The organism is Paenibacillus sp. FSL R7-0340 (assembly GCF_038002205.1).
Taxonomy (GTDB): Bacteria; Bacillota; Bacilli; order Paenibacillales; family Paenibacillaceae; genus Paenibacillus; species Paenibacillus polymyxa_B.
Genome location: NZ_JBBOBY010000001.1, coordinates 3233189 through 3251988, shown reverse-complemented (window position 1 = coordinate 3251988; position 18800 = coordinate 3233189). Strand labels below are relative to the sequence as shown.

Here is an 18800-nt window from a genome sequence, read left to right as displayed (position 1 = left end):
TCTAATAAACATTCAAAATAAGGTCAGTGAGTTCATTGGTCAGGCGTAGAAAAAAAGACCCTCGGTCATGATTCGACCGGGACCTCTATCACACATTTAGCTATCAAATTTTGTGCTTCTTGCGGTATTCGCCCGGCGTCATGCCCATTGCTTGCTTGAACTTCCGGTTGAAATAAATTATATTCTTATAGCCCATCTGATCAGCGATTTCATAAATTTTCTTCGTCGGGTCTTTGAGCAGCTCGCACACACGATCCGTCTTTAGGCCGATCAAGTAATCGCTGAAATGTGTGCCCGTCTCCTCTTTGAATAACTGGCCCAAATAGTTCGCAGTAAAATCTAAATGAGCCGCGACTTCCTTAAGCGTAATTTTCTTCTCCAGGTTATTCTCCACGTATCGCATGATTTCTTCAATTAGTTTGCGCATCTGCCTTTGTCCCTTGATGTACAGCATCTCAGACAGCTCGAAGAATCCCCTACGAAGCCAAGACAGAATGTCATGCACCGTCTCGAATTGAAACAGTACGTCTGGTTGGCGCGATTCCCATTCCAGCAGCTCGTATAAATTTTCTTTTCGCTGCTGAAGATCGGCATGCAGCTTGGACGTCATGCGTATGATAAGCGCGTACACGCCTTCCTTGCCAGTCAGTGTCACATCCTGTTGAAGCAACTCCATCAAACAGTCGTCAATTGTGACCAGGTCGTAGTCCAAGATCGCTTCGAGCATTCGATTGACCTTCTCTTCCATGCACTTGCCCGGCGTATTTTGAGGATGCGCATCGATCGCTCCTTGAATGATTCGATTTTTGCCGAGCAGCCATTTGGCGCCAAGCGCCGCCAGCGCCTGTCGAAAAGACTCGTGGAGCTCCGTCTCGTTGGATGCGTAACGACCGACGCCGATCGTGACCGTGCGAGAAGTGCTTCGATTCACATGTTCGACAAGCTCCTTAAGCAAGCTATTGAACCTAGACTCCGGCACGGCTGCAAGAATCGCAAATCGGTTTCCCTGCCCCTCGATGACGGTACCGAGCCTGATGTCCGATGCAAATGTCTTGATTGTCCGGGTGATCTTTCGAGTCTCTGCGCGTTGCTCTTCCGGCGGAAGGTTGCGCATCTTCCATTCTAAGTCGTCAATTTCCACGAGCGCCACGGACGTCCCCTTCTCCAAATAATGCGCAAGCACGCTGCTAACGTGCGATGTGGCCGGCGCGGACGTTCGTTCCTCAAACCACCGTAGGAGTAGCTCTTCGTTCACGAGCGAAAGGGTTTCCGTAAAGGAACGATCCTGCTCCAGTTCTTGCTCAATTTTCGCGACCTGCTCCGTCAGTATGCGAAATAATTCTTGGTCTTCGACCGGCTTCAGCAAATACCCTGAAGCATTGATCTCGATCGCTTCCTTGGCGTAGCCGAAATCCTCGTGGCCGCTAATAAATACGATCTTAACCTTCGGATGGATCGTCTTCGCCTTCCGGGCGAATTCGGTTCCCGTCATGATCGGCATTCGAATGTCCGATAAGATCAAGTCGATCGGTTCGTATTCCATGAGCTTCAATGCCTGAAAACCGCTATGGGCCGTGCCCGCCACGCGGACATTCAGCCCACTCTCGAGGACGCGTCGGCGTAGCCATTCGAGGTCGACCACTTCATCATCAACTAGCAACAGATTAACACTCATGTACATGCCTCCGATCGTTTCACTCATTTACGCACTATGCCTGAATGTATCATACCTTTTCCCCCCGAAGGACAACATTGCGGTCTTCAATGAAAACGGATACAAATTCACGGTTACTGCCGTGGTTCGCCGCCCTGCCCATCCTGATGCCCAGCCGGGAGCAGAATCCGAACCGTCGTTCCTCCTCCATAAATACTTGCGATCTGGATGCCGTAAGGATCTCCATATAACAGTTTGATGCGCTCGTCGACGTTTTTGACACCGTAACCGCCCTCTTGCCTCGAGTTGTTTAACAATCGCTCCACCGTATGGGGGTTCATGCCAATGCCGTTGTCGATGACCTTCAGCTCGATAAGATCGCCAATACGACACGCCTTAATCAGGATCGCGATAGAATCTCCGAACCAAGCGTGCTTAAAGACGTTCTCCACGAAGGGTTGCAGGATCAGCTTGATGACCGGCACCTGCAGAATATCGGGCTCGACATCGACATGCACCGTAAACGTGTCCGCATATTTTACCCTTTGGATCGCAAGATAGGTCGTCACTTGTTCCAGCTCTTTCTCCAGCTCAATGCAGACACGGCCTTGGTTGAGGGTGAGACGGTAAAAACGGGAGAGCCCTTGCACCATCTCCGTCACCTTGTCCGTCTCTCCGAGATTCGCCAAGCTTCCGATCGTCGACAGCGTGTTATAGAGGAAATGAGGATTGATCTGTGCTTGCAAGGCCTCCAGCTCAGCTTGTTTCTTTTGGATGCCTTCGATATAGACGCTATCGATCAATTTTTGGATACTACTGGCCATCACGTTGAACGCATCGGCGATTTGTACAAACTCGTCATTGCCGGAGAATTGTATCCGCTTTAGAAAATTCCCTTCCTGGAACGAACGAACAAGGCTGACGATCCTCGACATCCTACGCCCGGAAAGGCGGGCGACGATATAGCCAATGAAGGCCATGACAACAAAGCTAATGGCACATACGGTGATGATGATTCGCTGTAATCTACCCGCATCCTTTGACAAGTACGAATTGGGCACCAGCGTCTCGATTACGAAATCAGTACCCGGGATCTCTTCCAGGAGGCTTAGATACGCTTCGCGCGAGGCGTTCTGTTCGGCCATTCCTCGATGGTAAAGCGATATGCCAGTGGAACGGTCGACCAGACGTAGCGTAATCCCTTCTTCGAGCGGAAAGGCCACGAAATCGCCCAACAGGTCTTCGAGTGACACAGTGATACGCACATAGCCGATTTCGGTCTTATAATCGGCATACGATACCAAACGGCGAAAATGTGATATATTACCAAGTTTACTGTCGGTATCGATTTGCAGCCAGATGTTGTCCCGTTCCGTGGCTTGAAGCGAACGAAACCACTCGGAATGGGAAATCTCACCGAACGGCAGGATATAATAATCGTTTTGCGCGATCGGCTCCGCGAGGTTATCGCCTCTCACAATGCTCAAATCGCTATTCAGTGTGTAAAGCATAAGGCGAATATCGTTCCCAGATAGCTGCAGCGGCGCTGTCATTTGCGGGATGATCTCATCCAGCATCGTCCAGTAAATGTCCAGCGGGTCTCCCTTCTTCTGAATGGCTTGCTGGAAAGCCAAGCTGCCAAATAGCGTATCGGATATGCGCTGAATTCCGTCCATCTGGTAAAGAATATTGTTCCTTGTCTGCTCCATGCCGGTCCGAATATTCGTCTCAGCCATCTCTGTCCGTGATTGAACAAGCATCGAATACGAAATATAGCCGATCAACACGTCCGTAAGCAACACTAGCAGCAAGTAGGGGACCATCATTTTATAGGTAAAAGGCACATATGATTTCACCGGTAAGTTCCTTTCCCATTCCTCGTTCTAATAATAAATACCACCATGTTCTAACCACAAGCATTTCAATTCCGTGATCACTGGTTTCGCCAGATAATCCAGACCTCTCCTCTTAAATGAAGAACGGTCTTTAAAACTATAGAGATATTCTTGTAAAGATCTTTAGGGCTTGCTGAACGGATCCCATATTACAACGTTACCGGCAAGCGATTTGTGAAGGTCGACCAAAGCCATTATATAAAGCGGCAAAAAGAGAACCCGAAGTCTCTTTTCGAGTTTCCTCCCCAGCAGTTACAGGCCAATGTTGGTCTTTCTGGTCTTTCGAATGTGTGTTTGAATACGGCCAAGCCCATAGCTACACTGGGCTGCTTCTTGCGTTCGGTTCGTATCTTACTCTTCTTCCCACGTGCTTCTCGGTAAGCGTTATATCCCTGAAGGCCACATCTATACATTCTTACTGCGATAATGTATTTTATAGGTTTTCTACTACTAACATAAAGGGCGTAGGTCTCCAAAATGTCCTCCATCCGAGCTACAACTCGCTACTGGATTTGGCAGGAATGCACCACTTTTTTTTCAAGTGAGGCTTAAGTTTTGTTTTTTAACGTCGTCCGAATTGTTTCCCGTCCCAGCGCGATAATTCGGGCTTCTATCTCGTCGATCACTTGCGAAGGTCGTGCAGGCTTAATTTTGCTTTCAGCACCTTTTAGCCCGTTACATTTTCGCCGCAGAGTCACTCGACCAGTGAGCTATTACGCACTCTTTCAATGGTGGCTGCTTCTAAGCCACATCCTGGTTGTCTGCGCAACTCCACATCCTTTCCCACTTAACACACACTTGGGGACCTTAGCTGATGGTCTGGGCTGTTTCCCTTTCAACAATGGATCTTAGCACTCACTGTCTGACTCCCGGAACGAAGTCCATGGCATTCGGAGTTTGACTGTGCTTGAGTACGTGGGTAACTGATGTTCCGCGATATGCACAGGCTGACCGATTGGCTTACGCTCGCAGTGATCTTTCGGTATCCATAACGAAATTGATGCTGCATACAAAGTTAACAAATGCTCTCCACCGTGTGATCTTGTTGTGGGGATCTATACGCTGCTTTTCAGCGATAGTAAGTAGCAAGACTCGGATCGACTCCATCCATGTGTTGACGATGCTGATGACACCTCCTTTCCATCTCCTTGTACTTTTTTAGCTATTCGATCTACTGCTTGAGGAAGCGGTTTTCCGCCCTGTAGCTTCTCAAGCTCTGATCCGTATTTCAGTCCTTTGCCGTAGCTATATTCCTTGCCCGCAGGTTGCTCCTGCCGATGCATTTCAACACTTCGATGCCAACACATCCAAGTTTTTAATTGCGTTTTATTTCGGATGCAGAGCTTCTCCATGACCTCTCGTACCGGAGTACCTGCCAGTCTCATTTCGATTGCTTTCATCTCTACTTCCAAAGGATAACTCACTCTTGTTGCCAACGCAAAAACACCTCCAAAGTTGTTCTCCACATCTTACGACATGGGAGCATTTTCTTGAAGGTGTTTTAATTTGTCTCATGCTATAGGATCAGTTCCACGTTTTAGATCATCTTAACAGATGTCTTTTTTACGTTCTCTACCTTGAAAGAATAATACCAATATAGCGACTTTTTAAGCGATCATTTTCTTTTCCTCCGACATGTGAGGATTGTTTTAACTTTATTTTCACAAAAACGAAGTCAGAACATTTTCGCTATTTTATTGTATTTTCAACCATAATACTCAACACATGTTTGAATGTCTCAAGATCGTCCTTGGAGATACCTGCAATTGTATCATTTTTGAACTTTTCGGCAATTGGCATTAAATCGAGACATACCTTTACGCCCTTATCGGACAATTCTAGCTGCTTGACTCGTTTATCAATATTAGTAGCGGAGCGATATAAAAGCCCATCGAATTCCAGTTTTTGAAGCAAACGGACTACGCTCGGTTCTTTAATCGACATTTTTTCTGCTAGTTCTCGCTGGGTAATGGATTCATGAATATAGATATAATACATAGCGATCCATTGACTCCTGGTGATGTGGTAGGGTCGAAACTCTTTCTCCAATGCTTCCGCAAAGACTTTCCCACTACGGTTTGTAACAAAAGCAAGGCAATCCTCTATATTAAACAATAGACACACCAACCAATCCCAACAGTTTTATCTCCGTGTATTTCTCCTCTATTCGTAGTTATGATAACAAACATTTCACTTTTTGTGAAATGGTATGGCTACATCAGCATGTTTCACGCTTGATGGAGCGCCCCAATGCTAAAGCCGAATGCAGCTTCATGAATCACTTCTCCCGTAGTCGGGTGAGCAAACACCGTGTGCGTGATTTGTTGCTCCGTCAGCTCATTGGCAATTGCAAGCGTTAAGCTACTGATCAGGGAAGACGCATCGGGACCAATAATCGACCCTCCAACTATTCTTTGTGAGCGATTATCCTTTATCAATTTAATAAAACCTTCCGGTTCATTCATTGTTAACGCCTTACCATTGCTGGCAAAGGAAACCTTGCTCACGCTGTAATCCATCCCCTGCTGTTTACATTCATCCTCTAATAGACCTACACTGGCTATTTCTGGTGAAGTGAAAATCACGTTTGGGATTGCCGTATAGTGCATGCCTCCCGATTCGCCTACTATCTCATCAATGGCTGTAATGCCTTGATGCGAGGCGACATGGGCAAGCTGCATAATATTCGTAACATCGCCTATCGCATAGATATGTTCGACGTTTGTACGCATGTGTTCGTTCACGGCAATGCCTCGCCCACGTTCATTAAGCTGAATTCCGGCTCGTTCAACCTCCAAACCCTCCAAGTTAGGCTCACGTCCAACAGCCACCAACACTTTTTCACTAACAAGGAGATGCTCACCTTGGGAATCCTCATAGGTTACGATCGCTTGTCCATCGTCAGCACGCTGGATTTTGGCTACCTTCGAGTTCGTATGGATATGAATCCCTGCTTGCTCCGCCGAATGTTTGATTTCTTCGGAGATATCGCTGTCGATCATCGTCAACAGTCGGCTCATAAATTCAACTACATGCACTTCAGCGCCCAAATAACGATAGATGAAAGCAAACTCCATGCCAATGACACCCCCGCCGATGATCGTGATGCTCTTCGGCAGTTCGGTGCATGCAAGCGCATCAGTGCTGTTCATCACAAAAGGAAGATCGATGCCAGGGATATTCACCTTGGCAATTTTGGAGCCTGTCGCTACTATGATGTCGTTCGCTGAAATATGGTAGTGGTTCTGCCCTTTTACACTCACTTCATGTGCGGATAAGAAAGAAGCTTGCCCGCGGATAACTTCAATATCATTCTTTTCCATCAAGTAGTCAATCCCGGAAATTAATTTTCCCTTGATTTCATCTTTACGACGAATAATCTGCTTCATATCGACTTGAAGGTCCGTTCCCGTGTGAATGCCAAACAAAGACGATTGTTTGACATGGTGACAAACTTCAGCAGATTTAACCAGTGATTTGGTTGGAATACAACCTACATTTAAACAGGTACCGCCTAATTCTTCCTTTTCAACTAATGTAACCTTAATCCCCTTTTTGGCTGCATAAATCGCGGATACATACCCACCTGGTCCTGCCCCAATAATCAATAGTTCAACTTTCTTAGCCATGACTGGCTGTTCCATTGCAGCAGCCTGCGGCTCAGATAATACAACCGTGTCTTCTACAGCAGTTTCCAACCTGAACAAAACTTGGTTAGAAGAAATTTCTCCACCTTCTTCAAAGAAAATGTGGCTGATGGTCCCCTCTGCGGTCGCTGTAATTTCTCGATTGCCTTTTCCCGTTTCAACCTCGACGAGTAAGTCTCCAAAAGAAACCTTCTCCCCTAGCTGCACATTGATTGTTCCTGCTTTCCCCTTTTTTCCCCCAGCAATCATTGACATTTTAATTTCCATGATGTTCAAGCTCCTTCACTACTAAAAAAGGCTAGCCGCGCCGCTTTTAGCGAATAGTTTAGTGTCTGACTACGCCGGATTGCACCAGTTTAACCCCGTTCGCTAAGCAGTCTCCAACCGGGCAGGTCTTCTCAATGAATGCCGCAAAAGCTTCTGCTTTTTCTTGACTTTCGGTCGTTTTGAAGTGCATTACAAAACGAATTTCCTGAAAACCGCTTCTTACATCTGCCAGCCCCATGAACCCATCCGGGTCCAAATCCCCTTCAAGCTCAACATACAACTCTTCATACGAAAAGTTATACGCATCCGCAAAAGCAGCAGCAACGATGGACTGACATGCTCCTAGCGCACACAGAAGCGCTTCGACCGGATTCATCCCTTTATCTGTTCCACCTAAATCTTGGGGTTCATCCATCAAGATTTTAAAGCCTCTGGATTGAGCCTCAACCTGCAAGCCTTCTGGCAATTTTGTGGCAGTAGCTTTGAACGTAGTTAACATAGATATGGCCTCCCTTTTCTTTGTGAAAAAAATAACTCAACCTTGTGAAAAGAATAACAACCTTTTTACTCAAAGTCAATAGTTAGCTAAGTAATTTGTTGGAATAAACATAGCTTGAGGAAAGCAGGATATACACTTCAATCGATTTTCGATCGTTTCCACCAAAGGATGGTAATTTCAATAAAACGCAAGCCCTGATCATCTTGGAAAATGACATAGGGATCAGCACTTTCATTCGCTAAGAATCGTTCACGTTTAATTACAAGCCCTATGTAAGTAATCTGCTCTTTCAACGAACAAAGTGACATTCCTAATCATTTCCATTCTAGACAATGATCCAGGCAATCTAGAAGCTGGTCACTACTTCGTCTACCCGACTCACTTCCACAACCAGAAAAGCGCTTCGTAACCTCTTTTGCTTATCTGCTACAATAATTTGATTTGGAAACAATGTATTTCATGATCACACGCTCTATTTATTGAGCGAATCTTTCCGACTCATGTGTTAATACAACCTTTATAAGGAATACTTTATGAACAACTTGTATCTTATGGGGAAATGAATTGAATCGTTTAGAGGTGATTATCATGTGGTCTAAAATAATTTCTTATATTCCGAGCTGGGTTACATTATTTCAGGCCGCTCTCGCGTTGATTATTCCTAACCATCGTTCGTTCTCTGATGAACATAACGAAGGCCACGCGAATCAACAGCATGAGCCAAGCTCTAAAATTACAGGGAATTATGATTCCGACTTTAAGACAATTCGTGAGGTTATAGGTGAAAATAGTGATGCGCATTTTCGTGAGTTTGTGGTGAAGAAATTTCATGCACGGTCCGTGTTTGTCTTCATAGAAGGTATGCAGGATAAAGAGATTATGAACAAGCAGGTATTGCAGATTTTTGATGTTTAAAGATCAGCAACCCTAACAGGAACAACAGGAAAGTATAAGTAACTGGAATTTTTGTATTCCTAAGCTCCTATATCTCTGATGAAAAGAAGACCTATTATGATGAAAACGCAGCAAAGCAAACGTAAGCCATGATGCTAAGACGAAGGAGGAGCTATGGTATTTACACGCTCTGATGATAAGATCACAACGAAGCAGGCCGCTGTATTCCTGACCAATACCGTATTGGGGGCAGGGATTTTGACACTGCCGAGAAATGTAACTGAAAAGGTACAGACTCCTGATGGATGGCTTTCTGTCCTCATCGGTGGATGTATTGTCATATTAGTCGTTTGGCTGATGGTGAAATTAAGTCAACAGTTTCCTGGAAACACCGTGTATCAATACTCCAGAAAAATCGTGGGCATCATCCCGGGAGGATTTTTAAGTGTATTATTGATTATATATTTTTTAATCATCGCTGGCCTCGAGATTCGGGTTTTTGCTGAAGTGACGATGTTTTATCTGCTTGAAGGCACACCCATCTGGGCGATTGTGATTCCATTTATTTGGGTAGGAAGTTATTTGGTTTTTGGAGGTATTAACTCCATCGCTCGGCTATACCAGATTGTACTTCCGATTAGTCTCTTTTTTCTGCTTTTCTGTTTTGTCTTTAGTTTAAGGATATTTGAAATTGATCATCTTCGTCCCGTATTGAGTGACGGGATTTTACCTATCATCAAGGGACTAAAATCGACTATTCTTGTTTATGCTGGATGCGAAGTCGTCATGACACTAGTCGCTTTTCTGCAGCACCCTGAAAAAGCATTTAAGGCCATGGTAGTGGGGATCAGTATCCCTTGGGTTTTGTACTTTCTGACCGTAGTTATGGTGATCGGCGGGTTATCGATGGACTCCACTGTGACAAGTACTTGGCCCACCATTAATTTAATACGCAGTTTTGAAATCCCCGGATTTCTTTTTGAACGTCTGGAGTTTCCGCTGCTGGTGATCTGGATGATGCAAATGTTTTGTAATTTTTGCAGTTTTTTCTTCAATGCATCCTTAGGAATCTCACAGGTATTCGGTCTTAAATATCGTTATGCGATTTTTGGCTTAATTCCGATTATCTTTATCTCCACAATGACTCCTCTTAGTATGATGGACTTGTTTAGCCTTAGCGGTGCGGTCGAATACATGGGAATCATTTTGTTTTTTCTGGTTCCGGTACTTCTCTCCATCGTGTTCGTGATCAGAAAGAAGGGAATGAAGCAAAATGTGTAGACGACCTATCCCATCTTTACTGCTTGCCTTCATTCTACTTAGATCAAGTCGGCTGCTGGAGCAGCAAATCTATTTTCTTCACTCCCACTGTAGAATAGTTCGTACATCGGCCTGTCGGCTGTTTTAAAATACTAACTACTGACGTATGTAGGGCGTTTGGCAAAAAAGGGAGCACACATGTCCTTAGCCACAAGGGAAAACGAAAGCACCCTGATCCTAAAATTATAAAAAAGTAGACATTATGCTATGTGTTCCTCGCATAATGTCTACTTTTCTAGCAAAACAATCAAGTATACATGGTATTAACTGTGAAGTGTATACATCGAAGTCACTTTAACGTTTCTTTCAATGGTGTTTCTCACAGGTGATATTTCTATGGCTTTTGCAATCAACTTTTCAACCTGCGCTTCATCTGCGTCACTGTCCACATTGAAACGAACGTTTATTTCATCAAAGCCAGAATTCCCCTCTTTTAAGCCAAAGAAAACGTTCAGATCTATTTCGCCAGTAACATCAACGTCCAACGAATTTACTTTAATCCCCATACCACTAGCTGTTGCAATGAATCCAACACCTACACAAGCGCCAAGTGCACTTAACAAAAGCTCAACGGGATTAGGCCCTTTTCCAGTTCCGGATAGCCACTCTGGTTCATCAATGGGTACCGGCTTATAGTCCCCAACCTCGGCCTCCGAGTAAAACCCATCTTTCCATTTTACTGTAGAAGCAAAACTTGTAATCGCATCCTCGGGATTTTCCTTATATTTTTCTGCCAAGCTTCCGAGCATATTCACATCTACACCGTTCATTTTACTCATATTTAGGACTCCTCTATTTTATATTTTTCATAGACCAATTTAATTGGATCCTGGCTTGTCCTTTATGACTTTTTAGGCGGGATCGCACACCCTTCATCAGTACATAGTCCTTCACTAGAGGTTTCATCAGAAAGAATTTCAAACTTAGCTACCGGATGCTCTTCTTCCCAAACTTTCTCCAACACTTGAGAAAAAGATTCTGTCGGCTGTGCCCCTGAAACTGCATATTTTTGGTTGAATATAAAGAACGGTACCCCGCTAATCCCAACTCTACGAGCTTCATCTTGATCTTTTCGTACTTGATCTTTATAGAGATCCTTATTTTTTAATACTTCGAGGACTTCTTTTCTGTTTAATCCAACCGTTTCTGCAATATCGGCCAGCGTATCATAATCTCCTACATCCCTTGATTCAGTGAAATGTGCAATAAGTAATTTTTCATTCAACGTTGTTTCTTTGCCATTCGTTTTTGCCCATTTTAATAAACGATGAGCATCCAGTGTATTGGTGGGTTTAAGACTATCTAATTGAAAGGATAATCCCACGTTCTTGGCTTGTTGAGTTAAGTGGCTAAGAAATTCTTTTGCCTGTTCTCTTCCGCCAAATTTAGGGGTTAATTTTTCTAGAAAACTTGTTCCATCATACGAAGAAGCTCCCGGATCAAGCTCAAAGCTTTTGTATTCAATACTTATTTCATCTTTATGCGGTAATCCATCTAAGGCTCGCTCCAGATTTTGTTTACCAATATAGCAGAATGGACATGCAATGTCAGACCAGATTTCAATTTTCATGTTTCTACCCCTTCTCAGTTTTAGTTATTCGTCAAATGCAACCAGTGCATTTACTCCATGAGCAAGAGCGGAACCAGCTTTTAAAGCAGTAGCTACCATAATCGACTCAGCCAGTTCTTCTTTGTTTGCTCCGGCTTTTTTGGCTGCTTTCGTATGAATATCAATGCAATATGGACACCCAGTGGTATGGGCAACCGCAACCGCAATCAATTCTTTTTCCTTGGTACTGAGTATGCTGGCTTTCAACGCTTGCTGATCAAAAGAAGCAAAGGATTTGAACGAATCACTTAATTGGGTAAACTCCCGTAGTCTATTAATATAAGATGCACGGTATAACTCGTCGTCATCGGTACCATCATACGCATTTAAAGCATTAACGCCATGAGCCATCGCCGAACCTGCCTTGAGCGCGGTGGCAACCATTATAGCTTCTGCCATTTCCTCTTTTGAAACACCATGTTTCTTAGCTTGTTTTACATGAACCTCAATGCAATAAGGGCATCCCGTGGTGTGGGCTATAGCAATTGCAATTAGTTCCTTGTATTTTGCTGTAAGTTTACCTTCAGCCAATGCTAACTTTTCAAAGGCTACAAACGCCTTGAATATCTCTGGAGAAACCGAGTTAAATTCTCCAATACGTTTAAAATTCGATTTTTTAAACAAACTGTCTTGATGACTCATAAAAAACCCCTCTATTCATTAGAAATTTTAGTGTACTCTGAGCTTTTATTCATCACGCTCAGAATTTTTTCCTTGCTTACGCTTTTTCATAGATCCTACGATTGAATCAACAAGTTTCTCTCATTAAATGCCTCCTTTTAAACGAAAACAAGAAGACATTATTCAATTGATTAATTGAATTATAGAATGCATAGGCATTTAAGTCAAGTTCTTTTTATGAGAAGAGGGGGACACCTTGGAAGCCATGAATATCCAGATATTTAATGAATCTTTTATATCCAACCTTCCAAAATATGCATGCGAATAGCCATAAAAAAATGAACCCTTAGAATACATTGGTTAAACCCAGGGTTTATCTAATATATTCTAGCGGGTGCATTTCAAATCGATATAGGTTCTTCGTTATTTTTCATACTCCCGTTTAATACAATGTTTCGATTGCCTCACGCGTAAACGGAAGTAATTCTTCTGTTCGTCCATCGCGGATTTTGTTTACCCAGTCAGGGTCAGCCAATAATGCGCGCCCGACTGCGACCAAATCGAATTCTTCACGTTCCAATCTCTCGATTAAATCGCCCATCTTGTTGGCTTTGCCATTAGCCTCTTCCCCGGTAGCAAAGAAATCCAAAAAATCAGCGTCAAGACCGACAGATCCAACTGTAATTGTTGGTTTCCCTGTCAGTTTTTTTATCCATCCTGAAAGATTCAAGTCAGATCCTTCAAAAGCTGGTTCCCAAAAGCGACGAAGAGAGGCATGAAAGATGTCAACGCCTGCATCAACTAATGGCGTTAAGAAACGTTTTAGTTGTTCTGGAGTTTCAACTAATTTTGCTGTATAGGCATCATATTTCCATTGTGAGATTCGCAACACGATTGGAAATTCTGGTCCAACAGCACGTCGGCAAGCTGCGATAACCTCACTAGCAAAGCGTGCACGTTTGACAATGTCGCCACCGTATTCATCGTTACGCGAATTTGTTTTTTCCCAGAAGAACTGATCGATTAAAAATCCATGGGCTGCCATAATCTCGATGCCATCAAAACCAACTTTTTTAGCATTGACTGCTGCCTGTACGAAAGCTTCAACCAATTCCGAAATTTCTTGTTTTGAGTAATCATTAACGTTGCCTCGTGCACCCATATGCCACATTTGAGAGAAAATTTTCCCACCGGCCTCGTGTACTCCATCAACTACTTTTGACCAACCGTTTAGCGCCTCTTCTCCGTATAAGTGTGGTACGTCCTCCTGCCATGCTGGCACCTCGGATGCAACATCAGGATGGTTGATAAACGTACCCTCTGTCAAAATAAGTCCAACACCATTTTCAGCTCTACGACGATAATACGCAGCGACATCCTCCCCTGGCACTCCATTTGGAGAAAAATTTCGAGTCATAGGTGCCAATATAATACGATTAGATAGTTTGAGATTTCCCATTTCGAATGGTTTAAAAAGAGCTTCAACAGATTGAGAATTAGTCACAAAAAAACCTCCAAGTTTTATTATTGTCATTCTATAACGTAGACTTCGTATATTAGCAACAATTAAATCAACTTATCTAATCCCTAACAGTGCATATAAAAAGACTCTCGTTCTAACGTTTATAAAATGAACTGAGAACCAAGTTATGGCTACACCACCACAGAAGCCTGTTAAATAGGACAGCTCTCCTCCATTAGAGCAGATATCCAAAATCGGCTCCATCTTCAGCTTAGGGCTTGTTTAACTTAAGCGATTGATTTTCATGTAATTTGGGCTTCCATCAATGAAATTACTTGAAATTAAATCCTTGCTGCTGCAACATTCTTCTCACTTCAGGATAATAAAATAATTGTGGTTATAGAAGAAGGATACTTATTGACTCCAACCTCTTGTTTCTTTTCCATTTGTACGTTTATCCATGTAGTTAGAGATCGTTTGTTCATATTTTTTAATGAGGCTTTCTAAGTTGGTGTCGTACCGTTCTTTATGCCAAATTGCTTTTTGAGGTAAACGTGGCTTCTTCGAGTAGTTTCTATATTGATACGAAATAGCGAAAAATCCCTTATGAACGTTTGTTATATACCTCAACAGCACTTTGCAGAAAATGTTCAATCTCTTCGCGTGATTTACGAAGCTTGTTGACATAACGAGTAAGCTCTTTACCTTCGACATAGGCTACAAAGCTTGGAATACCCATAATATTTTGTTCTTCACTCACAGTGCCTACATGATCTACATCCACCTCAATGAGATCCAGATCATTCGCAAATTTTTCTTCAACTTCAGGCATGAATGGATCAATAAATTTGCAGTCTGGGCACCAGTCTGCTTTAAAAACAGCAACTGTAATTTTGGGGGAACGAATAGCTGTATCAAATTCTGATTTAGAGGTAACTTTTTTCATTTTAATTTCTCCTTTTTTAATGGATGGTTTACCATTCCAATTGATGTTGTTCAATATAGTTACTTGTCAGATCATCTCCAGCATCAATCGATACCTTACCTTCGGTACCTACCGGCACACCTGCTTTGACAAGCAGCTGACCAATGTGGCATTTTTCTTCTGCTTGTAGGAATAATGCTTCGACCACAGTGATATCTTCTTTTGATGCACCCGAGGATAAAACAACATGCGGACGATGTGTAATGCTCAGTTGGTTCCCTCTAGCTATGTTCCCTTCTGTGTCCATAAAGAACCCGGCAACGGGTACTTTCTTGTGATCGAGCATGTACGCTAGTGTCAGAGAATAACAAGCAATAGCAGAGGACATCAGGAGTTGTTGTGGATTAGCACCTTCCCCACTTCCCCCTTTAAGAACAGGGATAGCAATTTGTGTTTGTAAATTGTCGCCTTTCATGCGACCAAAACCTTTCGCGTCTTTGAACCAAACCGTATTCATATTCACTTTTTGATCCGGCATTTTAATATGCTCCTTTCCATATTTTCATTACTTGTACTTGTCACTAAAATCCTTAGACTCCGAGAAACTTCAAAACGTTCTATTCGGTTAACGACGTTTTAATTATTTTCCAAAGAATCGATAAACTTTTCACTGTCCATGGCCGCCATGGCTCCAGTCCCTGCTGCAGTAATAGCTTGACGATAGCGAGTATCCTGTACATCTCCACAAGCAAACACACCTGAAATATTTGTCATCGATGTGCCGGGTACTGTAACGATGTAGCCGTTCTTATCCGTTTCAATTTGACCATTTAAAAAGTCCGTATTCGGATGATGGCCGATGGCTACAAATACACCATGTGCATGTAGGATTTCCTCTTCGCCTGAGATATGGTTCCGGACTTTCAATCCTGTCACTCCACGCTCTTCCGCAACAACTTCAAGTGGGGTCCTGCTTAAAGCCCACTCAATTTTTGGGTTTGAACGAGCGCGATCTTGCATAATTTTTGAGGCTCTCAGTTCTTCTCGACGATGCACCACAGTAACTTTGGAAGCGAATCGTGTTAGAAAGTTTGCTTCTTCCAATGCAGTATCGCCTCCACCCACTACAATGAGTTCCTTATTTCGAAAGAAAAAACCATCACAAGTGGCACAAGTACTAACTCCCCGGCCTACATTTTCTGTTTCGCCTGGTATTCCTAAATATTTCGCACTGGCACCGGTTGAAATGATCAGAGTCTCAGTAATGATTTCACCTTTGCCCTCCACTTCCAGTTTAAACGGCCGTTTTTCCAAATCTACCGTCTTTACCCAACCATTAAGAAATGTAGCCCCGAAGCGTTCCGCTTGTTTACGCATATTATCCATTAATTCGGGGCCCATGATGCCTTCTGGAAATCCAGGATAATTCTCAATTTCAGTTGTTGTTGTAAGCTGTCCTCCTGGTTCAAGTCCTTCAATGACGAGCGGATTCATATTAGCACGAGCCAGGTAGATCGCTGCGGTCAGTCCTGCTGGACCAGTTCCGACAATTACAGATTTATACATATTCATCCCTCCAAATTCGAATTTTTTTACAGTTGTTTATAACCATATTTTTTAATATTCAATTGATTAATTGAATTATAGCATTAGGGAATCTGCTCGTCAATACAAGGATGGAAAATGACTACGAATGAGACACACATTGTAGAAATATATTTAGGGGCGGATGTTTGACTAATCTTTGCATAATGAAAAAAGCTGACAGAGCGCAATGGCAGTGTCAACTTTTTTTGTGAGAGTTTATGTTTCATATGCGTTGTATGTTGGAGTAAACCAGAATTTAAGGCTTTCTTTTTAACTTTCTAAATAGGGTATTCTTATAAATTTTATCAAGTTATATCCTTTTGACTTGACTCCACTCGGGTTGTTCATGTTAAAATTTTAATATTCAATTGAATGAACAAGAGCCGATTTCATGAGTAAAGTCAATTTTTGAGTATATAATTTCCTCATTATGATTCTTCAGTTATGGATTATAGTTTAAGGTGTATTCTAAGGCTTCTCCTATGCATGATTGGAATTGGGGATTCCCGTTTTATAATACGACAAGAATAGAGGTTGAGAATAATGGAAGATATGCTGAACTCTGCGAAAATCTTTAAGGAAGATCTCTATAAACAATTGGCTAGAATCGGAAAATGTTTATCCAGTGATAAGCGTCTTGAGATCTTAAATGTGCTATCCAATGGTTCTAGAACCGTAGAAAAAATAGCCACCTGCACAGACATGAATATTGCGAATGTATCTCGCCACCTTCAAGTTCTGCTCGATGCAAAACTGGTTAAATTCACAAAAAAAGGAGTATATGTGATCTATTCTTTGGCTGATCCAGAAATCATCGAATTTCTTTCCTCTTTATGGCGAATCAGTGAAAAACAACTTCCTGACATTAGTAGAATGAAAGACGATTTCCTAAACAATCTTGATGACGTTCAAACGCTTACGATGGATGAGGTTAGGGAGAAGATTAATAATGATTCAATAATTTTGGTGGATTTACGTCCTAAAGAAGAGTATGACATGGATCATATTGCGGGAGCAATTTCAGTGCCGATGGAAGAATTAGATGCACTAATAAGAGAGATACCGAAAAACACAGAAATCATCGCATATTGTAGAGGTCCACTGTGTGTCTACTCAGCTCTGGCGACGCAGAAATTACAATCTGAAGGCTTTACGGCTTTTCGCATGGAAGAGGGCTTGAATGAGTGGCAAGAACATTTTCAGTTACATTAAGCTGACTTCTAAGAACAGACGAATAACAATTAATTTCTCCAATTCTTAACTAAAAGACTTCAAGGCCAATATTATTAGGCTCTGAAGTCCTTTTTAGTTAAGACAAACTTAGGAAACATGATATGATTTCTCTTAAGAGGTGGTTAGAAGTGGCGAATATTCAAGAAATTGCTCGCTTAGCGGGAGTATCCACAGCAACTGTATCACGAGTAATTAATAAACACGGCTACGTAAGTGATTTAACCAGACAAAAAGTTTTAGAAATTATCGAGGAGCTTGATTATGTCCCCAATGCTAATGCGATCTCTCTAAAAAAAGGTAAAACTCGTCAGATTGGAATAATGACGGTCTCCTTTAGTCCCATTATTATTAATTTTGTTCGTGCATTCACTCTTTTTGCTGAGAAAAACGGATTTATCGTCACTCTTTTTATCACGAATGGAGAACCTGAAAAGGAGCTTATTGCCCTGGAAATGCTAAAACGGAAGCAATTAGATGCTATCGTGTGTTTGATACGGTCCAATGAATGGGATGTCATTGAATCCTATGCCCGGTATGGCCCCATTGTTATATGGCAACGTCTTCAAAACGAGAATCTTCCTTCTGTCTTTATGGATCAATTTCATGCCTATTCGACAGGTCTTGAATATCTTCATTCCAAAGGTTACCGAAAAATACTTAGCATATATCCGATGTCCAAAGGACTGAATACAAAGGAACGCATTCGTGCCCATACAGAATTCGTTAAGAAACACAATCTCATGGCGTATCCATTTCCTCATTTCGAAGATAAAACTTTAGTTCGTGATGGGGAGGAGCTTGCTAAATGGTGGGTATCGCAGGAAGACCGACCTGATGCTATTTTTTGTGCCAATGATGAAGTGGCAGCTGGTCTTATGACAGCCCTGCGTCGATTGGGATTTTCCATTCCGGGAGATTTGGGGATTATGGGCTTCGATAATACAGAGATGGCTCACTTGCTCGATTTGACAACGATTGACTATCCTATCGACCAGCAAGCTGAGAATGCATTTCTTATTTTGCAAAATAAGTTGAATAACACCAAAACCAGGCTAAACACTTTAACATACAAGTTAGTTGAGCGAAGTTCGACATAACGCAGTATCTTTAGTATTACTGGCATATGGTAAATCCTACAGTACATTAAAAAAACCACTTGTCCAAATTGAACAAGTGGTTCTATTAAC

16 protein-coding genes, 1 pseudogene and 1 other annotated feature are annotated in these 18800 nt (G+C 42.5%); of the genes and pseudogenes, 4 read left to right on the top strand and 13 right to left on the bottom strand.

What is annotated here, in order from left to right:
* Nucleotides 1-103: 103 nt before the first annotated feature.
* The 6 genes from MKX59_RS14635 to MKX59_RS14610 form a co-directional block, all read right to left on the bottom strand.
* Nucleotides 104-1675, bottom strand: a complete 1572-nt coding sequence (locus MKX59_RS14635; protein ID WP_340858497.1) for a response regulator — start codon at nt 1673-1675, stop codon at nt 104-106.
* Between the two features lie 113 nt (nt 1676-1788).
* Nucleotides 1789-3510 (bottom strand): sensor histidine kinase, encoded by a 1722-nt coding sequence (locus tag MKX59_RS14630; protein WP_023988739.1) that lies wholly within the window; start codon nt 3508-3510, stop codon nt 1789-1791.
* 623 nt (nt 3511-4133) lie between these two features.
* Nucleotides 4134-4532, bottom strand: a sequence feature (23S ribosomal RNA rRNA prediction is too short).
* Nucleotides 4533-4604: 72 nt separating this feature from the next.
* Nucleotides 4605-4985, bottom strand: a complete 381-nt coding sequence (locus tag MKX59_RS14625; protein ID WP_103744552.1) for a hypothetical protein — start codon at nt 4983-4985, stop codon at nt 4605-4607.
* A gap of 253 nt (nt 4986-5238) precedes the next feature.
* Nucleotides 5239-5673 carry a MarR family winged helix-turn-helix transcriptional regulator gene (locus MKX59_RS14620; protein WP_235322428.1) on the bottom strand — a complete coding sequence of 145 codons (435 nt, stop codon included), beginning with the start codon at nt 5671-5673 and terminating at the stop codon, nt 5239-5241.
* 104 nt (nt 5674-5777) lie between these two features.
* Nucleotides 5778-7463, bottom strand: coding sequence for a dihydrolipoyl dehydrogenase (gene lpdA / locus MKX59_RS14615; RefSeq protein WP_076265024.1), 1686 nt, complete (start codon nt 7461-7463; stop codon nt 5778-5780).
* 58 nt (nt 7464-7521) lie between these two features.
* Nucleotides 7522-7962, bottom strand: coding sequence for an OsmC family protein (locus tag MKX59_RS14610; protein WP_023988737.1), 441 nt, complete (start codon nt 7960-7962; stop codon nt 7522-7524).
* 588 nt (nt 7963-8550) lie between these two features.
* On the opposite strand from MKX59_RS14610, the pseudogene MKX59_RS14605 reads away from it, so the two are divergent.
* Together MKX59_RS14605 and MKX59_RS14600 are read left to right on the top strand one after the other, a co-directional pair.
* Nucleotides 8551-8887, top strand: a pseudogene (locus MKX59_RS14605) (spore germination protein); the annotation flags it as partial.
* 143 nt (nt 8888-9030) lie between these two features.
* Entirely contained in the window at nt 9031-10137 is a 1107-nt protein-coding gene (locus MKX59_RS14600; RefSeq protein ID WP_023988734.1) for a GerAB/ArcD/ProY family transporter, read from the top strand.
* A gap of 302 nt (nt 10138-10439) precedes the next feature.
* Here the strand turns inward: MKX59_RS14600 and MKX59_RS14595 are convergent, their stop codons facing one another.
* The 7 genes from MKX59_RS14595 to trxB form a co-directional block, all read right to left on the bottom strand.
* Nucleotides 10440-10955, bottom strand: a complete 516-nt coding sequence (locus MKX59_RS14595; RefSeq protein WP_023988733.1) for an OsmC family protein — start codon at nt 10953-10955, stop codon at nt 10440-10442.
* A gap of 62 nt (nt 10956-11017) precedes the next feature.
* A complete protein-coding gene (locus MKX59_RS14590) occupies nt 11018-11746 on the bottom strand; it encodes a DsbA family oxidoreductase (RefSeq protein ID WP_023988732.1) in 729 nt (242 codons plus the stop codon).
* Between the two features lie 24 nt (nt 11747-11770).
* Nucleotides 11771-12427, bottom strand: coding sequence for a carboxymuconolactone decarboxylase family protein (locus tag MKX59_RS14585; protein ID WP_023988731.1), 657 nt, complete (start codon nt 12425-12427; stop codon nt 11771-11773).
* A gap of 421 nt (nt 12428-12848) precedes the next feature.
* Complete coding sequence (locus MKX59_RS14580) at nt 12849-13910, bottom strand: NADH:flavin oxidoreductase (protein WP_023988730.1); 1062 nt, start codon at nt 13908-13910, stop codon at nt 12849-12851.
* Nucleotides 13911-14472: 562 nt separating this feature from the next.
* The gene (locus tag MKX59_RS14575) at nt 14473-14814 is read right to left on the bottom strand and encodes a thioredoxin family protein (RefSeq protein ID WP_023988729.1); all 342 of its coding nucleotides are present in this window, start codon (nt 14812-14814) and stop codon (nt 14473-14475) included.
* Nucleotides 14815-14842: 28 nt separating this feature from the next.
* Complete coding sequence (locus tag MKX59_RS14570; RefSeq protein WP_076265023.1) at nt 14843-15331, bottom strand: OsmC family protein; 489 nt, start codon at nt 15329-15331, stop codon at nt 14843-14845.
* A 98-nt stretch (nt 15332-15429) separates the two neighbouring features.
* Nucleotides 15430-16359 (bottom strand): thioredoxin-disulfide reductase, encoded by a 930-nt coding sequence (gene trxB, locus MKX59_RS14565; protein ID WP_023988727.1) that lies wholly within the window; start codon nt 16357-16359, stop codon nt 15430-15432.
* A 564-nt stretch (nt 16360-16923) separates the two neighbouring features.
* On the opposite strand from trxB, the gene MKX59_RS14560 reads away from it, so the two are divergent.
* The gene (locus tag MKX59_RS14560; RefSeq protein ID WP_023988726.1) at nt 16924-17592 is read left to right on the top strand and encodes an ArsR/SmtB family transcription factor; all 669 of its coding nucleotides are present in this window, start codon (nt 16924-16926) and stop codon (nt 17590-17592) included.
* A gap of 149 nt (nt 17593-17741) precedes the next feature.
* Nucleotides 17742-18710 (top strand): LacI family DNA-binding transcriptional regulator, encoded by a 969-nt coding sequence (locus MKX59_RS14555; RefSeq protein ID WP_023988725.1) that lies wholly within the window; start codon nt 17742-17744, stop codon nt 18708-18710.
* Nucleotides 18711-18800: the final 90 nt, after the last annotated feature.